The organism is Sulfitobacter indolifex, from assembly GCF_022788655.1.
In the GTDB taxonomy this organism is placed as follows: Bacteria; Pseudomonadota; Alphaproteobacteria; order Rhodobacterales; family Rhodobacteraceae; genus Sulfitobacter; species Sulfitobacter indolifex.
On the sequence record NZ_CP084951.1, the window covers coordinates 1,592,036 to 1,609,693 of the forward strand.

General features: G+C 59.3%; 19 protein-coding genes. 9 read left to right on the plus strand and 10 right to left on the minus strand.

The genetic code is table 11. The annotated features are described in order from the left end of the window. Positions 1 to 42 precede the first annotated feature (42 nt). The 5 genes from DSM14862_RS07745 (at position 43) to DSM14862_RS07765 (ending at position 2,649) form a co-directional block, all read left to right on the plus strand. Positions 43 to 522, plus strand: coding sequence for an SspB family protein (locus tag DSM14862_RS07745; protein ID WP_007119694.1), 480 nt, complete (start codon positions 43 to 45; stop codon positions 520 to 522). A 95-nt stretch (positions 523 to 617) separates the two neighbouring features. After that, positions 618 to 2,009, plus strand: a complete 1,392-nt coding sequence (fumC, locus tag DSM14862_RS07750) for a class II fumarate hydratase (protein ID WP_007119695.1) — start codon at positions 618 to 620, stop codon at positions 2,007 to 2,009. Further along, positions 2,006 to 2,182 carry a DUF4169 family protein gene (locus tag DSM14862_RS07755; protein WP_007119696.1) on the plus strand — a complete coding sequence of 59 codons (177 nt, stop codon included), beginning with the start codon at positions 2,006 to 2,008 and terminating at the stop codon, positions 2,180 to 2,182. The genes fumC and DSM14862_RS07755 overlap by 4 nt, the downstream gene beginning before the upstream one ends. Next, positions 2,179 to 2,412: a ribbon-helix-helix domain-containing protein gene (locus DSM14862_RS07760; RefSeq protein WP_007119697.1), complete on the plus strand. Its 234-nt coding sequence runs from the start codon at positions 2,179 to 2,181 to the stop codon at positions 2,410 to 2,412. The genes DSM14862_RS07755 and DSM14862_RS07760 overlap by 4 nt, the downstream gene beginning before the upstream one ends. Positions 2,413 to 2,421: 9 nt before the next feature. Next, positions 2,422 to 2,649 (plus strand): hypothetical protein, encoded by a 228-nt coding sequence (locus DSM14862_RS07765; RefSeq protein ID WP_007119698.1) that lies wholly within the window; start codon positions 2,422 to 2,424, stop codon positions 2,647 to 2,649. Between the two features lie 49 nt (positions 2,650 to 2,698). Here the strand turns inward: DSM14862_RS07765 and DSM14862_RS07770 are convergent, their stop codons facing one another. The 4 genes from DSM14862_RS07770 to DSM14862_RS07785 form a co-directional block, all read right to left on the minus strand. Next, on the minus strand, positions 2,699 to 3,592 hold the full coding sequence (locus DSM14862_RS07770; protein ID WP_007119699.1) for a fructose bisphosphate aldolase: 894 nt from the start codon (positions 3,590 to 3,592) through the stop codon (positions 2,699 to 2,701). Positions 3,593 to 3,661: 69 nt separating this feature from the next. Beyond that, positions 3,662 to 5,014, minus strand: coding sequence for a cytochrome P450 (locus tag DSM14862_RS07775; protein ID WP_007119700.1), 1,353 nt, complete (start codon positions 5,012 to 5,014; stop codon positions 3,662 to 3,664). After that, positions 5,011 to 6,237 carry a hypothetical protein gene (locus tag DSM14862_RS07780; RefSeq protein ID WP_007119701.1) on the minus strand — a complete coding sequence of 409 codons (1,227 nt, stop codon included), beginning with the start codon at positions 6,235 to 6,237 and terminating at the stop codon, positions 5,011 to 5,013. Before DSM14862_RS07780 ends, DSM14862_RS07775 begins: the two co-directional genes overlap by 4 nt. Positions 6,238 to 6,291: 54 nt before the next feature. Next, positions 6,292 to 7,044 carry a cytochrome c biogenesis CcdA family protein gene (locus DSM14862_RS07785; protein ID WP_007119702.1) on the minus strand — a complete coding sequence of 251 codons (753 nt, stop codon included), beginning with the start codon at positions 7,042 to 7,044 and terminating at the stop codon, positions 6,292 to 6,294. Positions 7,045 to 7,135: 91 nt separating this feature from the next. Here DSM14862_RS07785 and DSM14862_RS07790 point away from each other — a divergent pair, with 91 nt between their 5' ends. Continuing rightward, a complete protein-coding gene (locus tag DSM14862_RS07790; RefSeq protein WP_007119703.1) occupies positions 7,136 to 7,363 on the plus strand; it encodes a sulfurtransferase TusA family protein in 228 nt (75 codons plus the stop codon). 98 nt (positions 7,364 to 7,461) lie between these two features. On the opposite strand, the gene DSM14862_RS07795 is transcribed toward DSM14862_RS07790, so the two are convergent. Beyond that, positions 7,462 to 10,299: an Rne/Rng family ribonuclease gene (locus DSM14862_RS07795; protein ID WP_040701158.1), complete on the minus strand. Its 2,838-nt coding sequence runs from the start codon at positions 10,297 to 10,299 to the stop codon at positions 7,462 to 7,464. A 557-nt stretch (positions 10,300 to 10,856) separates the two neighbouring features. Here DSM14862_RS07795 and DSM14862_RS07800 point away from each other — a divergent pair. Then, the gene (locus tag DSM14862_RS07800) at positions 10,857 to 11,147 is read left to right on the plus strand and encodes a hypothetical protein (protein ID WP_007119705.1); all 291 of its coding nucleotides are present in this window, start codon (positions 10,857 to 10,859) and stop codon (positions 11,145 to 11,147) included. Between the two features lie 31 nt (positions 11,148 to 11,178). Here DSM14862_RS07800 and DSM14862_RS07805 read toward each other — a convergent pair whose 3' ends face one another. From DSM14862_RS07805 to purC, 5 genes are read right to left on the minus strand one after another with little or no spacing between them, the layout of a single operon-like run. Next, a complete protein-coding gene (locus DSM14862_RS07805) occupies positions 11,179 to 12,513 on the minus strand; it encodes a sigma-54-dependent transcriptional regulator (RefSeq protein WP_040701160.1) in 1,335 nt (444 codons plus the stop codon). A 4-nt stretch (positions 12,514 to 12,517) separates the two neighbouring features. Next, positions 12,518 to 14,278, minus strand: a complete 1,761-nt coding sequence (locus tag DSM14862_RS07810; protein WP_040701162.1) for a sensor histidine kinase — start codon at positions 14,276 to 14,278, stop codon at positions 12,518 to 12,520. Between the two features lie 36 nt (positions 14,279 to 14,314). Further along, positions 14,315 to 14,983, minus strand: a complete 669-nt coding sequence (gene purQ, locus DSM14862_RS07815) for a phosphoribosylformylglycinamidine synthase subunit PurQ (protein ID WP_007119708.1) — start codon at positions 14,981 to 14,983, stop codon at positions 14,315 to 14,317. Then, entirely contained in the window at positions 14,983 to 15,213 is a 231-nt protein-coding gene (gene purS / locus DSM14862_RS07820; RefSeq protein ID WP_007119709.1) for a phosphoribosylformylglycinamidine synthase subunit PurS, read from the minus strand. Before purS ends, purQ begins: the two co-directional genes overlap by 1 nt. A 48-nt stretch (positions 15,214 to 15,261) precedes the next feature. After that, entirely contained in the window at positions 15,262 to 16,023 is a 762-nt protein-coding gene (gene purC / locus DSM14862_RS07825; protein ID WP_007119710.1) for a phosphoribosylaminoimidazolesuccinocarboxamide synthase, read from the minus strand. Positions 16,024 to 16,190: 167 nt separating this feature from the next. Between purC and DSM14862_RS07830 the strand changes: the two genes are divergently transcribed. Together DSM14862_RS07830 and bmt are read left to right on the plus strand one after the other, a co-directional pair. Next, entirely contained in the window at positions 16,191 to 16,508 is a 318-nt protein-coding gene (locus DSM14862_RS07830) for a DUF1476 domain-containing protein (protein ID WP_007119711.1), read from the plus strand. A gap of 133 nt (positions 16,509 to 16,641) precedes the next feature. Then, positions 16,642 to 17,655: a betaine--homocysteine S-methyltransferase gene (gene bmt / locus DSM14862_RS07835; protein WP_007119712.1), complete on the plus strand. Its 1,014-nt coding sequence runs from the start codon at positions 16,642 to 16,644 to the stop codon at positions 17,653 to 17,655. Positions 17,656 to 17,658: the final 3 nt, after the last annotated feature.

A 17,658-nucleotide genomic window follows, 5' to 3' on the forward strand; every position in this document is an offset into this window, starting at 1 on the left:
GGGTATGCTTAGCCCTGCCCATCGCCCGTACCGGAGAGAAGAATGAGCCGCAGCATTGATTACGGCAACCTAATGCACGAAGCCATGCGGGGTCTGATCCGCAAGGTTTTGCAGGATATTTCTGACAATGGCCTGCCGGGGAATCACCACTTCTTTATCACCTTCGATACATCGCATCCTGACGCGGAACTGGCCGATTGGCTGTCAGATCGCTATCCGGGCGAAATGACTGTGGTCATGCAGCATTGGTACGACGGGCTGGACGTCACGCCTGACGGCTTTGCGATCACGCTGAACTTTGGCGACGCGCCAGAGCCGCTTTATATTCCTTACGACGCGATCCGCACATTCGTGGACCCTTCGGTTGAGTTCGGCCTGCGGTTTGAGCAGCAGGAAAGCGAAGAGGAAGACGACGACAGCGAAGAGAACACGCTTGATCAGACTGACGAGGACGAGTTGGAAGTCGCGGAAGAGCCGTCCAAAGATGCCGAGATCGTCTCGCTGGATTCGTTCCGGAAGTAAGGGCAACAGCTCCGTTAGCGCCATCCCTGCATTGCGCAGGCCGCATCGCGCAGGTAAACCGCTGGACAACGATAAGTCACAGCAGGAGCCGCAAAATGGCCGATACCCGCACCGAAACCGACAGCTTTGGTCCGCTCGAAGTTCCCTCCGATAAATATTGGGGCGCGCAGACACAGCGCTCGATCATCAACTTCCCAATTGGGTGGGAAAAGCAGCCGATCGCCATTGTCCGCGCGCTTGGCGTGATCAAGAAAGCCTGTGCGCAGGCGAATGTGGCTCAAGGTTCGCTGGACGAAGAGCGCGGTAAAGCGATCATTCAAGCCGCTGGCGAAGTCTTTGAAGGCAAGTTCGACGATAACTTCCCGCTGGTGGTCTGGCAGACTGGCTCGGGCACGCAGTCCAACATGAACGCTAATGAGGTCATCGCCAACCGCGCGATTGAGCTTATGGGCGGCACCATCGGCTCCAAAGACCCGGTGCACCCCAATGATCATTGCAACATGGGCCAGTCGTCGAACGACACTTTCCCCACCGCCATGCATATCGCCACTGCGATGACCGCGCGGGACGTGCTGCTGCCGGGGCTGGAGAAGCTGCACGGCGCGCTGCAGAAAAAGGTCGAAGAATTTGACGGCATCATCAAGATCGGCCGCACCCACACGCAGGATGCGACTCCGCTGACACTCAGCCAAGAGTTCTCGGGCTACACCCATCAGGTCGCCATGAGCATCGTCCGCGTGCGCGACGCGCTTGGCCGCATTTATGAGTTGGCCCAAGGCGGCACCGCTGTTGGCACCGGGCTAAACACCAAAAAGGGTTGGGCCGAGACCGTAGCGCATAACATGGCCGAGATCACCGGCCTGCCCTTCGTCACCGCGCCGAACAAATTCGAAGCGCTGGCCGCTCATGACGCGATGGTGGAAATCTCTGGCGCGCTGAAAACCGTATCGGCCTCGCTGTTCAAGATCGCCAATGACATCCGCCTTCTGGGCTCCGGTCCGCGCTGCGGTTTGGGCGAGCTGATCCTGCCTGAGAACGAGCCCGGCTCGTCCATCATGCCGGGCAAGGTGAACCCCACCCAGTGCGAAGCGCTGACACAGGTCTGCATTCAAGTAATGGGCAATGACGCGGCCGTCGGTTTCGCCGGCTCTCAGGGGCATTTTGAGCTCAACGTTTATAAGCCAATGATGGCCTATAACGTGTTGCAATCCATGCAACTTTTGGGTGACGCAGCCTCGGCCTTTACCGACAATCTTATGGTTGACCTCAAGGCTGACGCGGACCGGATCGAAAAGCTGATGCGCGAGTCGCTGATGCTTGTAACCGCGCTGGCGCCCGAAATCGGCTATGACAATGCCACCAAGGTCGCCAAGACCGCGCATAAGAACGGCACCACGTTGAAAGAAGAAGCCATCGCACTGGGCTTCGTGGATGCTGAAACCTTTGAACGGGTCGTGCGGCCCGAAAATATGATCGGACCAAAATGAGTGCGCCCATCAACCTGAACAAGGTGAAGAAAGAGCGGGACCGTTCGTCCCGCAAAGCCCGCGCGAACGAAAACGCCGTGGGTTTTGGCCAGACCAAAGCGCAGAAAGAAGCGCTGAAGGCTCGCGCCGAACAGATCGCCCGCAATCTGGAAGCGCATAAGCGCGAGACATGAACGCGCGGCCTCGCAAACATTCGGTGACCCTTCGGGGTCACCGGACATCTATCTCTCTCGAAGATGAGTTTTGGGATGAGTTCCGCGCCATTGCTGCCGCGCGCGGCATGCCAATTAATGCGCTGGTGACGGAGATTGACGCGGCGCGGGGGCTGGACATCGGGCTCGCTGGTGCGATCCGTTTATTCGTGCTGCGGGCGTTAAAGGAACGTTTACCAAAGGCGGAATAGCGTTGGACCATGGCCCTCGCATCCCCTCTCTCGCCCGCCGCTTGGCTAGATGATATGTTCGCCTCTAAGGCGGCGATCCGCGGTCAGGTCATTCGACGTAAAGCGCGCGATATTGAGAAGTTTATCGGACGGCGAGAATTTGAAAACGAATTGGAACGTCGTGGTTTTCAAGCTGTAGAAAACGCCGGACAGGTCATCATATTTTGCAATAGAGAACCCATCCGGCGGATCGTTTAGCCGATTTCTTTTAAAGAAATCGGCCCCGGAATTTTCAAAAAATTCCGATCTAGCAGATTGATGCCTGATAAATCTTGTCGATGTTCTGACCAAGCGCCTGATTGAACTCTTCGTCCGTCATTTTAACGTTCAAACCTTCGGTCAAGGCGCGGGAGAAACTGGCGATCATCGTCCGGTTCTTGCCCAGCCGTTCGCAGGCTTCAGCCGTAGAATACCCACCCGACAGCGCCACGACGCGCAGAACGTTGGCGTGACCCGCCAGACCGTCATAGAGACCTGCCTTTTCAGGGATCGTCAGCTTCAGCATCACCATCTCACCTTCAGGTAGCGCGTTCAGATGCTTTTCGATCTCGCCGCGCAGGATCTCTTCGGCCTCTGCTTTGCTGTCGGAGTTGATGTCCACCTCAGGCTCGATGATCGGCACCAGACCCGCCGCGCAGACCTGCTTGGCCAGCTCAAATTGCTGCGCCACCACGGCGGCGATGCCGTTCTCATTGGCCGCGTGAATCACCGACCGCTCTTTGGTGCCAAAGATGCCGTGCTTGACCGCGCGAGCCAGAAGATCGTCGATCTCCATGATCGGCTTCATCATCTGCACGCCGTTGTTTGTTTCTTCCAAACCCTTGTCGATCTTCAGAAATGGCACCACACCCCGGTCTTCCCAGAGCAGTTGCGCGACCGGCTTGCCGTTGATCGTGTCATCCATCGTGCGCTCGAAAAGGATCGCACCAATCACTTTGTCAGAGGTGAAATCTTCGGCCAGAATGATCCGCGCGCGCATGTCGTGGACGGCTTTGAACATCTCGGCGTCGCCGTTGTAATCCGACGGTTCCACGCTGTAGAGGCTCAGCGCCTTGGGGGTGGAGCCACCCGATTGATCGAGCGCCGCGATGAAGCCCTTGCCGCTGTTCATTTGCTCAAGTTGCGCCTTGTCGTAGCCCATGTCACCCACGTCCTATTGTTGATTCCGTTCGCAGCGTTTCTAATTGAAACGCAAAGCCGATGATAGAAGCTAGCGTCTTGATAGCGCTAACCAAATGCCCTTATCTGAACGGACGGTCAAATGTGCGACCGGCACGGGCACCCGGTTGGGCTGCGCCGTGACGCGGAAGTCGCGCAGGATACGCGACAGGATCAACGGCCCTTCGACCATGGCGAATCCCGCGCCTGTACAGACCCGCGGCCCGGCAGAGAATGGGATGAAGGCCTCGCGCTGGCACTGTTTGCCGTTCTCGGTCTGCCAGCGGGTTGGGTCAAAACCGTCGGGGTTGTCCCAGAGCCGTTCGTGACGGTGCAGGTGCCACGGGCTGAGCACCAGTTGCGCGCCTTTCTTCACATCCCGATCCCGGAAACGTTCGGGACAGCTGTTTTCGCGCACCATCATCGGCACGGGCGGATAAAGGCGCAGCGTCTCGCGAAAGACATCCCGGCTGAGCTTAAGCTTGGACATCACCGCGAAATCGCAAGTCTCAAGCGCCTGCGCCTCCTCGGCCAGCCGCTCTTGCCACTCGGGATGCGTGGCCATCAGATAAAGCGCCCATGCCAATGCGGAGGCACTCGTTTCATGACCCGCAAGGAAGAAAATCGCGACCTGATCGACCATTTCCTCGGTGTCAAACCTCTCGCCTGTTTCGGGGTCAGCCTGGGTCATGATCTTTGTGGCAAGATCGTCGGGCGCGGAGCCTGCATTGATCTGAGCCATCCGTTCTCGGGTCAGGTCAGTGAGCAGCGCCCTGATCCGGGCGGCGCTGGCCCGGGTGTCCTTGCGAAACAAGCGTGGCATCCAACGCGGCAGCGGCAAAAGCGCACCGAGGTTCAGAATCGGCTGGCTGCGTTGATAGTTGCGAAACTCGTCAAAGACCGCGCGGGCGACCTCGTGCTCGATGGGCAGCGAAAACAGCGTGCGAAAGATTACATCTGCGGCGGCGTGGCTGGTCTCGGCTTCGATCTCGACCACCTGCCCCGCTTGTCCCTCAAGCCGCTTAGCAGCAGCCTCTGCCGCATCCCACATGGCTGGAAAGGTTTCGCGCAGGCGCCCCCCTTCAAACGCCGGATCGATGATGCGGCGCTGGCGTTTCCATGTCTCGCCATTGGTCAGAAAGACGGAGTTGCCCAAGAGCGGGCGCAGCCCTTCGCCGATCCGTTCTGACTTCGGAAAATCATCGGGCCGTTCTTTCAGAACCGTTTTGACCAATTCAGGTTGGTTCATCAGGTAGCTACGGAAAAACGGCGTTTTAAACTCCGCCATCCACGCCCGGTAAAGCCGCGCGGGCTGGGCCGAAAGGATGTCCTCGCGAAACAGCTTGGCATAGCGCCAGAGCGACACGCGATCGGCGCGCGCGGGGGGCTTGGGGGGCAGGTTCATGCGGCGACAGATGTGTATTTGCTGACTGCGTGGTTAATGCGGGATTTGGAGGCCGGGCGCCCATCATATCGCGCGGCCAAGGTCTGCGGCCCGGCAGTGATCTGAAAATAGTCATAGTCGCCCGGTCGGTCGAAGGCACAGAGATACTGGAAATGCAGCCGGAAAAAGCGCCAGCGCAACGCCTTCCAGCGCGCGGGACTGAGCGTTTGGGTGAAGGCAGCAGAAAAGACCAGCGGCCAGCGTTTGCCGTCGGGGGCCACACCTGACACCGACACCGGATCACAAAGCGCAAAGGCGCAGCCATCGCCGGGCGCGGTGACATCAACCCACGCCAATTCATCGCGTGTTGAGAGATAGCGCAGGTCGGCGCGCAACCGGTCGGCGCGGGGCAGGAAGGAGACCATTGGCACCACCTGTCCGAGCGAGAGGAACCCCAATGCCGGACCGTGTTCGGGCACCCTGCCCGCGCGGATCAGGTCGGCCAGTACCGAAACCCCCAGATGGGCGCCGGAGGAATGGCCAACAACCAGCACCTCGTCAACGTCCTCGGCCAAGGCGGGGGCGATGTCGTCGCCAAACCGCTCCATGCGGGCCTCCAACTCCGGCGGGTTCGCACCCCGCGTGGCGGCGGAATAGGCGTAGTCATGCATGAGGTAATAGGCGAAAAACCTGCCGTCCTTTTTCTTGAACCAGCGGAGCAGCGCGGTCCCCAGCCCCATGCCCGCTGCTGCAAAAGCCAGCCGCGCCGCCCAGTGGTCAGTCATCACCCCGAGGGCACGATAGGTCAGCAGGCCAAGTGCAATGGCCAGCAAGGCTTGCAAAATCAACATCCCCACCGGATAGAGCGCCGCAATCACAGGCCCCTTGCGCAGACGCATCAGCCGCCAAAGGGCGCCCGAGCCGATGTAGACCCAAGCTGTCCGCAGCAATTGCCAATAGGTCGCGGGGATCGAATTGCTCATGCTTTCGCGCACGATGTCGGACCAGACCAACACCTCCACCTGTGAGGTGACCTGACGGCCGTCAATCTGAGAATCGACGCGCCAGCCGTAGTTCCCCTTGCCCGCCTTGGGTTTCAAACCGATCTCATAGCCAGAAATCTTCGCCTGCGCCGCGCCTTCCCTACGGTAAAGCTCGCGGTAGCGGCGCGGGTGAGTCGGATCATAGCCGGGGATGTAGAACACCCGACGCGTCTTGACTTGCCCTTTATTGCTAGCGCTCATGCCCAACCCCTTGTCCGGCACAGTCTAGCCTTAATTCGGGGCAAGAATAAGGCTTTATCCCACGGTGGCGAGGATCGGAAACGTCTCAAGCAGCCAGAAGGAGAAGGTCGTGAACGCCCCGGTCAGCAGCGCCAGACCGACCAGCACCAAAAGCCCGCCCATGATCCGCTCAATCAGCTTCATATGGGGTTTGATCCGGTTCATCAGTGTCATCGCGCGGGTGATGAACATTGCGGCCAATAGGAAGGGAATACCAAGACCTGCCGCATAGACGCCCAACAATAGCGTCCCGCGAGAGACTGAGGCCTCACTTGCCGCCAGCGACAGGATCGCGCCGAGCTGCGGGCCGATACAAGGCGTCCAGCCAAAGGCGAACGCCAGCCCCAGAACATAGGCACCGAAACTTGAGCCGCCCTTATCACCTGCGTCCAAACGCGCCTCTTGATCAAGGAACGGAATGCGGAACAGACCCACAAAATGCAGGCCAAAGACGATAATCACCACGCCAGAGATTTTGGCGAAGAGCGCCTGATTCTGCAGAAAGAACATCCCGAAGGCCGAGGCGGTAAAGCCCAGCAGGATGAACACGGTGCTCAGCCCCAGCACAAAGAACAACGCCGCCACGACCGCGCGCCGCCGCGCGGTGCCGTGGCTGGACATGTCGTTAATCGACACGCCGCCCATATAGGCCAGATAGGGCGGCACGATGGGCAGCACGCAGGGCGACAGAAAACTGAAAATCCCGGCGATCAGGGCGATTGTCATGGCGGGCAAGAGCCCAGCGTCGAGGAGGCTGATATCAAACATGCCCAAGTCCTAGACCGCCTGAGCCCCGGCGTCACCTGTCATATTGTCACAAGATCGTGGACCTTGAGAAACTCTTGGATTAACTGAGCTTATGAAAATCGAAAAACTAGATGCCACGGGGCTTTTGTGCCCCCTGCCTGTGTTAAAAGCACGCAAACGACTGGTCGCTTTGGGACTGGGCGATCAGCTGCACATGCTTGCCGATGATCCTGCCGCCGTGATTGACGTGCCGCACTTTTGTGCCGAAGCCGGGCACGCGCTGACCGAAACCCGGACCGAGGGTAAGGCTGAGCTCTATATTATTACCAAAGGCGGCTAAGCGCACAGCGCGGGGCGACTTATCCCTGAAATTCATCCGCGCGAGAATCAAAAACGGCGGGCTTGAGGGCCCGCCGTTTCTATTTACTGCGCTGTGATTTAGCTGCCCAGCGACCACCAGCCCCGACGTTTGGGCTTGGGCTTCTCAGCGGGCTGTTCCTGCACCTGTTCGGCTGCGGGCTCAGGTGTGGGCTCTGGCTTTGGCTCTTGCGCGATCGGCGCCGTTTCAGGGGCCGGCTCTGCAATCGGTGCTTCGGTCGGCAGCACGTCGGCCATTGCGTCAGGCGTTGCTGCTGCGTCGGGCGTTGCTTCGGCGACCGGCTCTACCGGTTTCGCCTTGGCGCGGCTGCGGCGCTTGCGCTTTGGTGCGGGTTCGGCAGCGTCTTCGGTGGTCACCGGATCGACTGTCACACTGCCCTCTGCCGGTGCATCGGCGGCTGGTTTTTTGGCCCGGCTGCCACGGCTCCGTCGTGCCTTGGGTTTGGACGTCTCTTCCGCCTCAGCTTCAGCGGCAACCTTGGGCGTTTCGCCCTCGGCGGCAGCAAGCGCTTCGGGGGCCGGTTCGGCCTCTGGTGCGATTCCGGCCTTGGGCTTGCGCGACCGGCTACGGCCCTTGGGCTTAGGCTTTTCTTCGGCGGCAGGCGCGGTTTCACCTTCGGATTGAGGCGTCTCCGCCTCTACCGGCTGGCTCTTTTCCGCGTCATCTGATTGTGCGGCGTCCTGCTGCTGACCGTCGTTCTGGTCCTCGGCACCATTTTGCTGCTCACCATTGCCATTGCGGCCACGGCCACCCCGGCTGCGACGACGACGGCGGCGGCGCTTGGATTTACCCTCGCCATCGCCCTCTTCACCATTGCCATTGCCATTTGCGTTGCCGTTACCATTCCCGTCTTCGGACTGGCTGGGGTCCTGAGCGGCAGGTGCCTCTTCGGCTTCAGCCTCTGCTGCACTCTCGTCTTCGTCGATCTGATCCATCAAGGAGGTGTCGACCGACACAACGTGATCCGACACAGGCGGCACGGTGCGGGTAGCAGTTTTGAACTTCTCGATGTGGAAATCGGGGCTTACCAAGGATGGGTCGCCTTCGATCCGCACAGACATGCCATAGCGCATTTCGATATGGGCGATATGTTCACGCTTTTGGTTCATCAAGAAGTTGGCGATGCCCACGGGCGCACGCACCAGCACTTCGCGCGAACGGCGGCGGGTGCCCTCTTCTTCGATCTGGCGGATGATCGACAGCGCGAGGTTATCGTCCGAGCGCACCAGACCGGTGCCGTGGCAGGCATGACAAGGCTGAGTGGTCGCCTCGATCATACCGGGGCGCAGACGCTGGCGCGACATTTCCATCAGACCAAAGCCCGAGATGCGGCCCACTTGGATGCGCGCACGGTCGGTCTTGAGTTTGTCTTTCATCATCTTTTCGACGGCGGCGTTGTTTTTCCGCTCGTCCATGTCGATGAAGTCGATGACGATCAGCCCGGCAAGGTCACGCAGACGCAACTGGCGCGCCACCTCGGCGGCGGCCTCAAGGTTGGTCTTGGTCGCGGTCTGCTCGATCGAGCCTTCTTTGGTCGCCCGGCCAGAGTTGACGTCGATGGCAACCAACGCTTCGGTCACGCCGATCACAATGTAGCCGCCCGAGGGCAGTTGCACCGTGGGGTTGAACATGCCCGACAGGTAGCTTTCCACCTGATAGCGCGCGAACAGCGGCAGGCTCTCGTTATAGAGTTTTACGTTTTTGGCGTGGGACGGCATGATCATCTTCATGAAGTCCTTGGCGATGCGGTAGCCGCGCTCGCCCTCGACATGAATCTCGTCAATCTCGCGGTTATAGAGGTCGCGGATCGAGCGTTTGATCAGGTCGCCTTCTTCGTAGATTTTCGCAGGCGCGATCGACTTCAGCGTCAGCTCGCGGATCTGCTCCCAGAGGCGCTGGAGGTATTCGTAATCGCGCTTGATCTCGGCCTTGGTGCGTTTGGCACCGGCGGTCCGCACGATCAGGCCTGCGCCTTTCGGCACTTCGATTTCGGTCGCGATTTCCTTAAGCTTCTTGCGGTCGACGGCATTGGTGATCTTGCGGCTGATGCCACCACCACGTGCGGTGTTGGGCATCAAGACACAGTAGCGGCCAGCCAGGCTGAGGTAAGTCGTGAGTGCGGCACCTTTGTTGCCACGCTCTTCTTTGACGACCTGCACTAGAAGGATCTGGCGCACCTTAATCACTTCTTGGATTTTGTACCGACGCGGGCGCGGCTTGCGCACGGGGCGAATGTCTTCGCTGTCGTCTTCGTCAGCCACGGATTCGATGGAATCGTCCTTGGCCGTGGCATCGCTGCCGTTCGCCTCGTTGGCGTTATTTTCTGTGGCGTCGGTTGCTTCGAACGCGTCGCCATCATCGCCATTGCCTTCGGGCTCTTCCACAGGCGTTTCAGCGACACGCTCCATGGGCGAACTGCCCTCTTCGCTGTCGAGGTCAACCGTTTCCATCCCGGCGATCTGGTCGCTGCTTTCGTCGGAAACCTCGGACGTGGCTACTGCATCATCACTGTTGGTCTCAGCGGCTTGGCTTTTGGACCGGCCACGCGAACGAGAGCGGGTGCGTTTGGGCTTTTCGTCATCCTCATCCTTGGCGGCTTGTGCTTCAGCATAAGCGCGCTCTTCTTCCAGCAGCGCCTGTCGGTCAGCCACGGGAATCTGGTAATAATCGGGGTGAATTTCCGAGAATGCGAGGAATCCATGGCGGTTGCCGCCATAATCCACAAAGGCCGCCTGAAGGGACGGCTCAACGCGCGTAACCTTGGCTAGATAGATATTGCCGGCAAGCTGGCGTTTGTTTTCTGATTCAAAATCGAATTCCTCGACCTTGTTTCCATCCACGACCACAACGCGAGTTTCCTCGGCGTGGGTGGCATCGATAAGCATTTTCTTAGACATAGATCCATTATGCACAGCACCCGCGCGCGGAAGGCCCCTGGTGGGGCATCGGGCTGGGAGGTGTGACTTGTCAGGGCGATGGAGGACGCGGCAACAACAGCGAGGCCAGTGCTGGCCCCGGTCTGTCTGCTCTGAGCAACTGCGCGCGTCATCGCGGTTCTTCTCCGACGCAAGGGCTTGTCGCGCCGCTTGCATCCATTAATTTAGCTGTGCTTCGGTCGGGCTAGCCCTTGCGAATATCAGCGGTTCTTCGGCCGTTTCCGGCCCAATCGGTCTGCCTGCCCCCCGGTGTCGGAGTGACGCAGCAGCGAAACTGTCAAAAGTCGTCATACGCCAGTCGGGCGTTACGGGACTTATCCGGCTAGTTAAGGGCTTTAGGGGGTGAAACACAATGGTCAATCGAATGAGCAACAGTCAAATGCGGTTTAACTTGGCTCGGTTGACAAGCTGGATGCGCTTGGAAACATTCAGACTGTCGCCGAGACTGATGTCGGGGTGACGCGATAGATATGCCTTGCCGCGCCGCGCGGCCCCCAAGCCTTGAAGGACCGCATCCTATGCAAAAAATTCTGCGCCCGGCGCTGTGTCTCACCTTTCTTGGCCTCGCCGCCTGCGACGAGATCGCCGTGGCCGACGATCCAGCAGCATTGGCAGACCTGCGTGGGCAAAAAAGCTGTGTGGCAGCGGTGGGCCAACAGACCGGTGCATCTGGCGTCGCGATCAACACCAGCCGGCCAATCGTCGAACTATACCGCTATGTGGTGAATGTGCCCGGGGCGGCAAGCTGGTCCTGCATCACCGATCAGAACGGCAAAGCCATCGAGATCGCAGAGCAGCGCAGCGGTTAAGCCGCGCTGCCCTCAAAGATCACAGGCGCGGTCAGAGGTAGTCTGACCGCTGCAATCCATATTTGGCCATCTTCTCGTTCAAGGTCCGGCGCGGCAGGCAAAGCTCATCCATAACGCTGGCGATTGAGCCTTTGTGGCGGCGCATGGTATTGTCGATCAACATGCGCTCAAAGGCTTCGACGTATTCTTTCAACGGCTTACCTTCAGTGGTCATCACCGGCTGCATCTCGTCATGGTCGCTCATCAACAGCGACGCAATGGTGCCCGAGCCACGGCGCGATTGCAGCACTGCGCGTTCGGCCACGTTGATCAGCTGGCGCACATTGCCGGGCCACGGCGCTTGCAACAGTTGCGCGGCTTCTTGGGCCGAGACCTGCGGTGCGTCGCACCCGTATTCATCCGCGAACTGATCGCTCAGGCGGGTGAAAAGCGTCAGGATGTCTTCGCCGCGCTGGCGCAGCGGTGGTACGGTAATGCGCAGCGCTGCCAGACGGTAGAAGAGGTCAGAGCGTAGCGCGTCCTCAGATGTGCGGCCCGCCTCTTGCAGGTTTGAGATCGCAACGATTCGCGTCTCGGCTGGTGTGCCCTGCTCGTTGATAGCGCTAAGCAAACGCGCCTGCAGGCTTTCGGAAAGCGCTTCGATGTCTTCCAACACCAGCGTCCCACCGCGTGCCTCTTCAATCGCTGGCAGCTGTGCATCCTCAGGCTGCATGGGGCCAAAAAGCCGTTTGGCCAGCGCGTCTTCTTCCAAGGCACCACAGGAAACGAGGACAAACTTCTTACCTGCGCGGCTGCCGACTGCGTGGAGCGCATGGGCCACCAAAGTCTTACCGGTCCCGGTTTCACCGTCGATCAGCACATGACCATCGGCCTGCCCCAGATCGAGAATGTCTTCGCGCAACCGTTCCATCACTGGCGACTGCCCGATCAGCTTTTTCATCAGCTGGCCGCCGTCGGACAGTTCGCGCCGCAGGGCACGGTTGTCCATCACCAAGCGGCGCGCATTGGTGGCTTTCTTAGCCAACTCGCTCATCCGATCGGGGTTAAAGGGCTTTTCAAGAAAGTCGAACGCGCCGACGCGCATCGCTTCAACTGCCATCGGCACATCGCCATGGCCGGTGATCATGATGACCGGCAGAGCCGAGTCGCTGCCCATCAGTTTTTTCAGGAATTGCATTCCGTCCATACCCGGCATCTTGATGTCAGAAATGACGATGCCCGGATAATCCGGCCCCAACGTTTTCAGCGCATCTTCGGCGCTGCCGAAGGTTTCAGTGTCATAGCCTGACAGAGCCAGCCACTGGCTGATCGACTGCCGCATGTCCTGTTCATCATCTACAATCGCGATTTTCATTGCCTGAGCCATGCGTTTACTCCGCCGCTTCAATCTTCGTTTCATCTGCCAATATAGGCAGTTGCATTTCAAAAACAGCGCCACCGTTCTGTCCGTTGCGCGCCATGAGCCGTCCACCAAGGTCGTTTACGATCCCCGATGAAATGGCAAGACCCAGCCCCACACCATCGCCGGGCTGTTTGGTCGTGTAGAAAGGTTCGAACAGCGCGTCTAAATCCTCAATACCCGGACCATTGTCGCGCACGGTCAATGTCGCCGTCTCCCCCGCTGATAGTATAATGTCTACCTGCGGGTTTCGTTCCGATTTAGTCGCGTCCAATGCGTTTCTTAGCAAGTTTACCATAACTTGTTCGATCCGCATACGGTCCCCCATCACCAAAACAGGGTTATCCGGTAGAATTCGACTGATCTGAACCTGCCGCTGGCGCAACTGCGGCTCCATCATCGACAGCGAAGACGCCAGTGCCGCCCCCATATCGACTGGAGAGAACGCCTCCTGCCCCTTACGGGCATAGGATTTAAGCTGTCGTGTGATCGCGCCCATACGTTCAATCAGGTCGTCGATGCGCCCAAAAGACGAGAGCGCCTCGTCCTGCCGATTCCGCTTTAATAGCAGTCGCGCACCCGCCAGATAGGTTTTCATCGCCGCAAGCGGTTGGTTCAACTCATGGCTCACGGCGGCAGACATTTCGCCCAAGGCGGCCAGTTTTGACGATTGCTCAAGCGTCTGCTCGGCCACTGCGAGGGTCTGTTGAACGCGCTTACGCTCGGCAATCTCACGTTGCAGCGCAAGGTTCAGCGCGCGCAGCTTGGCCGATTCCCGTTGGAAAATAGCAAGCCGTCCGGCGGTGCGACGGCTGAGGAAATAGAACGCCAGGGCAAGGAGGATTGCAAAGCCCATCACCTCTAACGCCAACACGCCGTTCACTTTTTCCCGAACCGAGGCATAGGTGGTGTAGCTGCTCATCCGCCAGCCCCGGAACGGTATCCGGTTCTCAAGGCGCATCACCGCTTCGCCCTGCAAATAGGCATCGGGCGGCAGTGCCGTCCAATCCGTCGTGGCCTGAATGGCGCGTTCAATCGCGCTTTGTGGGGTGTGATTGGCCAGCGCTTCAGGTTCTGTCAGACCCCGCCAGCGGGGTTCCGTGGCAAGGATAATCTCGCCAGTGCTGTCCATAACGATGACCGCGTCAGAGATGCCGGCCCATGCCCGCTCGAACTTTTGCAGATCGACCTCGACGGCAATCACACCTAGCGTCTCTCCCCCCGATTGCATCCGCCGTGAATAGAGGAAACGGTAGCCCCCCTGCTCGCGCTGGATGGTCGAGAAGATCGTGGCGTTGGAGCGGATGGCATCGACAAAATAAGGCTCGGATTTATGTGCTGAGCCAAGGCGGTTACGGTCCGTCGCGGCCACCGTGCGCCCGTCGATGTCATAAAGCATCAATGACGCCGCGCCGATCTCCTCCACGAAGGAGATAAGCCGCTGCGTCGACAGCGAATAATCCGCTGACTGCAGCGCACCGATCAACGTGGGATCCCGCGCCAGAAGCTGTGGCACGATGGCGTTTTGCCGCAACTCCGCGAGCAGGTTGCCGCTGTAAAGCGCGATCCGCAGTTCTGCGCGATTGCGGGTGCTTTCGGTAAAACGGTCAGTCAGCAGCTTGTTGGTGATCGAAATCGTCACCACTGCCAAAATCATCAGCAACGCAATCGCAAACCGTACCCGCCAAGATACGGCCATACTGCTGCGTTCGGGACGGGATGCATCGCTCATCACGACAACCTACGCCCTACGCGCGATGCACTCAAGTCAGGCAGTCTGCAGCGCGCCGGCCAATGCGCGAAAGAGCGCCGCCCCGTCGGTGTTGCCGTGTGCCGCTTCGGCTGCTCGCTCAGGGTGCGGCATCATGCCCAGCACGCGCCGGTTTTCCGATAGAATGCCCGCGATATCATCACGCGCGCCATTCGGGTTCTCGGCATAGCTGAAAGCCACGCGATCTTCGCCGCGCAATTTCGCGATGGTCTCATCATCGGCAAAGTAATTGCCATCATGATGCGCGATCGGAATGTTGATCACCTGACCGGCGTCGTAGCCATTGGTGTAATCGCTCGCCGTGGTCTCAACCTTAAGACCCACGGTCTTGCAGATGTATTTCAGTCCAGCATTGCGCAGCAGCGCGCCGGGCAGCAGGCCGGTTTCCGTCAGCACCTGAAAGCCGTTGCAGATGCCCAGCACATAGCCACCGCGCTCTGCATGGGCCGCCACAGTCCGACAGATCGGAGAGTTTGCGGCAATCGCCCCGCAGCGCAGGTAATCCCCATAGGAGAACCCGCCGGGGATCCCTACGATATCAACGCCTTGCGGCAGCTCGCTGTCCTTGTGCCAGACCATGGAAACCTTGGCGCCCGCAGCTTCAAAGGCCACGGCAAGGTCGCGGTCGCAATTGGACCCGGGAAAGACAACTACCGCTGCGTGCATCAGGCCAGCTCCACCGAATAGGATTCGATCACCGTATTGGCCAAGAGCTTTTCGCACATGGCGGTCACTTCGGCCTCAGACGTGCCCTCGGCAAGGTCCAACTCGATCACCTTGCCTTGGCGCACCCCATTCACCCCATCAAAGCCCAAGGCTCCGAGCGCGTGGCGAACTGCTTCGCCCTGAGGGTCGAGCACCCCGTTCTTCAGCATCACATGCACCCGTGCTTTCATGGCGCGACACCCCTTTGTAACTTCTGCAAATTGAACGGCGAAGCCGCGTTAGTTGATCAACGTCGGCTTGGTCACCGGCTGATTGTTTTTAGGCATCACGCCCAGACGTTTGGCCACTTCGGTATAGGCATCGGTGAGCGAGCCTAGATCGCGGCGGAACACATCTTTGTCGAGCTTCTGGCCCGTCTCAATGTCCCACAGGCGGCAGCTGTCGGGGCTGATCTCATCGGCAACGATCAAACGCTGGAAATCACCATCGTAAACGCGGCCAATCTCGATCTTAAAGTCCACCAGCTTGATGCCGACGGCCATCATCACACCCGACATGAAGTCGTTGACCCGCAGCGCGAGGCTTAGGATATCGTCCATGTCCTGCTGGGTGGCCCAGCCAAAGGCCGCGATATGCTCTTCGGTAACCAGCGGATCACCAAGTGCGTCGTCTTTGTAGCAATACTCGACAATTGGGCGCGGAAGCTGTGTGCCCTCTTCGATGCCAAGACGCTTGGACATGGAGCCCGCCGCATAGTTGCGCACGATCACTTCGAGCGGAATGATCTCAACCTGCCGCACCAGTTGCTCACGCATGTTCAGACGTTTGATGAAATGCGTCGGCACGCCGATGTTGTTCAGCCCGGTCATAAAGAACTCGGACAGGCGGTTGTTCAACACGCCCTTGCCCTCGATCGTGGCTTTCTTCTCGGCGTTAAAGGCCGTGGCATCGTCTTTGAAATATTGCACGATGGTACCGGGCTCAGGACCTTCATAGAGGATCTTTGCCTTGCCTTCGTAGATCTTGTTGCGCCGGGCCATGGGCATCCTTTCCAACAGGGGGCCGGGAACATCCCCGCCGCTTGCGCTTCTCTTAGTGCAACCACCTCGCTGCTGCAAGCATGGCCCGCGACCTTTCATGCGCCACTTGCGGGAACGCAGGCGCGACACGATATGATTAGGGTAACAGCAGCAATCGGAGACCCGCTATGAGCAAGTTTGACGACCGTGCAAATGCCTTTGAAAGCAAGTTCGCCCACGATGCAGACATGCAATTCCGCGCCGAGGCGCGCCGTAATAAACTTTTGGGCCTCTGGGCTGCTGAACTTTTAGGCAAATCGGGCAGTGACGCCGAGGACTATGCCAAAGAGGTCGTAAAATCGGACTTTGAAGAAGCGGGCGACGAAGATGTATATCGCAAAGTCTCCGGCGACTTGGGCGACCGCGCTGATGAGGCGACGATCCGCGCCAAAATGCAGGCGCTGATGGCCGAAGCCAAAACACAATTGCTGAACGAGACCAGCTAAACCCCTGCACCCCGGCCATCCGCGCCGGGGTGCCCTTCCCGCCTGCCCTCATAATGAAGATGAATATTATGAGATTGCCCCCATAGTGGCATCATGACATCAGGCGAAATTCCCAGACCCTACAGGAGCCCCCATGAGCAACGCATTCACCGATCTTTTGGCTGAAAAGGGCACATTGCTCGCGGATGGGGCCACGGGCACCAATCTGTTCAACATGGGGCTGATGTCAGGCGACGCGCCTGAGATGTGGAACACCGATGAGCCGAAGAAGATTACGAAGCTTTACCGTTTCGCGGTGGATTCGGGCAGCGACCTTTTTCTGACCAACTCTTTTGGGGCAAATGCGTCGCGGCTCAAGCTGCACGGCGCTGAAAAGCGCGTTCATGAGCTCAGCCGTGTCGCTGCCGAACTGGCGCGTGAGGTGGCCGATACCGCCGAACGCAAGGTCATCGTTGCAGGCTCCGTTGGCCCCACGGGTGAGATCATGGAGCCGGTCGGCACCTTGTCCCATTCCCTCGCCGTAGAGATGTTCCACGAGACCGCTGATGGCCTCAAGGCAGGCGGTGCCGATATTGGCTGGTTGGAAACGATCAGCGCACCTGAAGAATACCGCGCCGCTGCCGAAGGCTTTGCGCTGGCGGATCTGCCGTGGTGCGGCACGATGAGCTTTGACACCGCTGGCCGCACGATGATGGGCCTGACCTCCGAAGGAATGGTCGACATGGTGCATGGGCTGGACAACACACCGCTGGCTTATGGTGCCAACTGCGGCACGGGCGCGTCGGACCTGTTGCGCACCGTATTGGGCTTTGCAGCCAAGAACGGCACGCTGCCGATTATTTCCAAGGGCAACGCGGGCATTCCAAAATACGTCGAAGGCCATATTCACTATGACGGCACGCCTGAGTTGATGGCACGCTATGCGACAATGGCGCGCGACGCGGGTGCGAGCATCATCGGCGGGTGCTGCGGCACCCTGCCCGAGCATTTGGTGGCGATGCGCGACGCCCTCGACAGCACCGAAAAAGGCCCGGCCCCGACGCTGGAGCAGATCCGCGAAGAGATCGGCGAGTTCTCATCAGAGAGCGATGGCACCGACGGTCAAGGCCCAGTGCGTGCCCCGCGCCGGGGTCGCCGCCGGGGCTAAACG

What these genes read in the sequence shown, in the direction of transcription:
- DSM14862_RS07745 (WP_007119694.1), top strand. Translation starts at nt 43, where the DNA reads ATGAGCCGCAGCATTGATTACGGCAACCTAATGCACGAAGCCATGCGG.
- fumC (WP_007119695.1), top strand. Translation starts at nt 618, where the DNA reads ATGGCCGATACCCGCACCGAAACCGACAGCTTTGGTCCGCTCGAAGTT.
- DSM14862_RS07755 (WP_007119696.1), top strand. Translation starts at nt 2,006, where the DNA reads ATGAGTGCGCCCATCAACCTGAACAAGGTGAAGAAAGAGCGGGACCGT.
- DSM14862_RS07760 (WP_007119697.1), top strand. Translation starts at nt 2,179, where the DNA reads ATGAACGCGCGGCCTCGCAAACATTCGGTGACCCTTCGGGGTCACCGG.
- DSM14862_RS07765 (WP_007119698.1), top strand. Translation starts at nt 2,422, where the DNA reads ATGGCCCTCGCATCCCCTCTCTCGCCCGCCGCTTGGCTAGATGATATG.
- DSM14862_RS07770 (WP_007119699.1), bottom strand. Translation starts at nt 3,592, where the DNA reads ATGGGCTACGACAAGGCGCAACTTGAGCAAATGAACAGCGGCAAGGGC.
- DSM14862_RS07775 (WP_007119700.1), bottom strand. Translation starts at nt 5,014, where the DNA reads ATGAACCTGCCCCCCAAGCCCCCCGCGCGCGCCGATCGCGTGTCGCTC.
- DSM14862_RS07780 (WP_007119701.1), bottom strand. Translation starts at nt 6,237, where the DNA reads ATGAGCGCTAGCAATAAAGGGCAAGTCAAGACGCGTCGGGTGTTCTAC.
- DSM14862_RS07785 (WP_007119702.1), bottom strand. Translation starts at nt 7,044, where the DNA reads ATGTTTGATATCAGCCTCCTCGACGCTGGGCTCTTGCCCGCCATGACA.
- DSM14862_RS07790 (WP_007119703.1), top strand. Translation starts at nt 7,136, where the DNA reads ATGAAAATCGAAAAACTAGATGCCACGGGGCTTTTGTGCCCCCTGCCT.
- DSM14862_RS07795 (WP_040701158.1), bottom strand. Translation starts at nt 10,299, where the DNA reads ATGTCTAAGAAAATGCTTATCGATGCCACCCACGCCGAGGAAACTCGC.
- DSM14862_RS07800 (WP_007119705.1), top strand. Translation starts at nt 10,857, where the DNA reads ATGCAAAAAATTCTGCGCCCGGCGCTGTGTCTCACCTTTCTTGGCCTC.
- DSM14862_RS07805 (WP_040701160.1), bottom strand. Translation starts at nt 12,513, where the DNA reads ATGGCTCAGGCAATGAAAATCGCGATTGTAGATGATGAACAGGACATG.
- DSM14862_RS07810 (WP_040701162.1), bottom strand. Translation starts at nt 14,278, where the DNA reads ATGAGCGATGCATCCCGTCCCGAACGCAGCAGTATGGCCGTATCTTGG.
- purQ (WP_007119708.1), bottom strand. Translation starts at nt 14,983, where the DNA reads ATGCACGCAGCGGTAGTTGTCTTTCCCGGGTCCAATTGCGACCGCGAC.
- purS (WP_007119709.1), bottom strand. Translation starts at nt 15,213, where the DNA reads ATGAAAGCACGGGTGCATGTGATGCTGAAGAACGGGGTGCTCGACCCT.
- purC (WP_007119710.1), bottom strand. Translation starts at nt 16,023, where the DNA reads ATGGCCCGGCGCAACAAGATCTACGAAGGCAAGGCAAAGATCCTCTAT.
- DSM14862_RS07830 (WP_007119711.1), top strand. Translation starts at nt 16,191, where the DNA reads ATGAGCAAGTTTGACGACCGTGCAAATGCCTTTGAAAGCAAGTTCGCC.
- bmt (WP_007119712.1), top strand. Translation starts at nt 16,642, where the DNA reads ATGAGCAACGCATTCACCGATCTTTTGGCTGAAAAGGGCACATTGCTC.